The 674-nt window shown below is 62.9% G+C and carries 2 protein-coding genes; one reads left to right on the top strand and one right to left on the bottom strand.

Annotation, left to right across the window (positions count from 1 at the left end; translation table 11 throughout):
- Nucleotides 1-153, bottom strand: a 153-nt coding sequence (locus EN994_RS34170; protein ID WP_206530579.1) for an acyl-CoA dehydrogenase family protein, incomplete at its 3' end; no start/stop codon positions are given.
- Nucleotides 154-297: 144 nt separating this feature from the next.
- Here EN994_RS34170 and EN994_RS34175 point away from each other — a divergent pair.
- A partial coding sequence (locus tag EN994_RS34175) for a dimethylsulfonioproprionate lyase family protein (RefSeq protein ID WP_245466181.1) occupies nt 298-674 on the top strand: 377 nt, incomplete at its 3' end.

Genomic DNA, 674 nt, shown 5'->3' on the forward strand with positions numbered 1-674 from the left:
GATCACGTCGGCCGGGAAATGCTTGTTGCGGTCCCAATCGAGCGCATTCGGTGCGACACGGTCGGCGGCGAAGGCCTGCGCCATCTCCTGGATGGCGCGCTGCTCCTCGTTGAGTTCGAATTGGCTGGTGCTCGCATCGACCGCGGCGTCCATGGCGTGCTCCCTGTGTGCTGGCCAGCTAGCTCGCTGGCCTGTTGTTTTTGGCTTTGCGCGCGCACCAATCTAGACCAATGATGCCGCCGCGCAACCCGATCCCCTGCGGAGCGGCTGTGCATCAATGCATGTCCGGAGCAAGATATGACGACAAAATTCGATGAACTGCTGGGCCGGTTCCACGCATACCTTGCGACCGTGGATCACGTCCTGATGCGCGATGCCGTGGCCCGGATCGGCTGGGACATGCCGGCTCGCACGCTGGAGCCGCGTCCGCTTGCCTGCCTGCGCCATCTCGATCGCGCCGCCGAACTGGCGCCTCCGGATGCCAAGCCGCTGGTGCAACTGCTTGCCGAACGTCGGAATGATTTCCGCTGGGGGCAGACTTATGGCGAGGCGGACTTCGGGAAAGAGTTCATCGAGAATTACGGCTGGCTGGAAGTGTTCGGCACACGTGGCCACTTTGCCAATGACGCGGCCGCCGCCGGCCTGCTGATTCTTGGACCAGATATCGTCTATCC

Source organism: Mesorhizobium sp. M7A.F.Ca.CA.002.09.1.1 (assembly GCF_003998555.1).
GTDB classification, from domain to species: domain Bacteria; phylum Pseudomonadota; class Alphaproteobacteria; order Rhizobiales; family Rhizobiaceae; genus Mesorhizobium; species Mesorhizobium ciceri.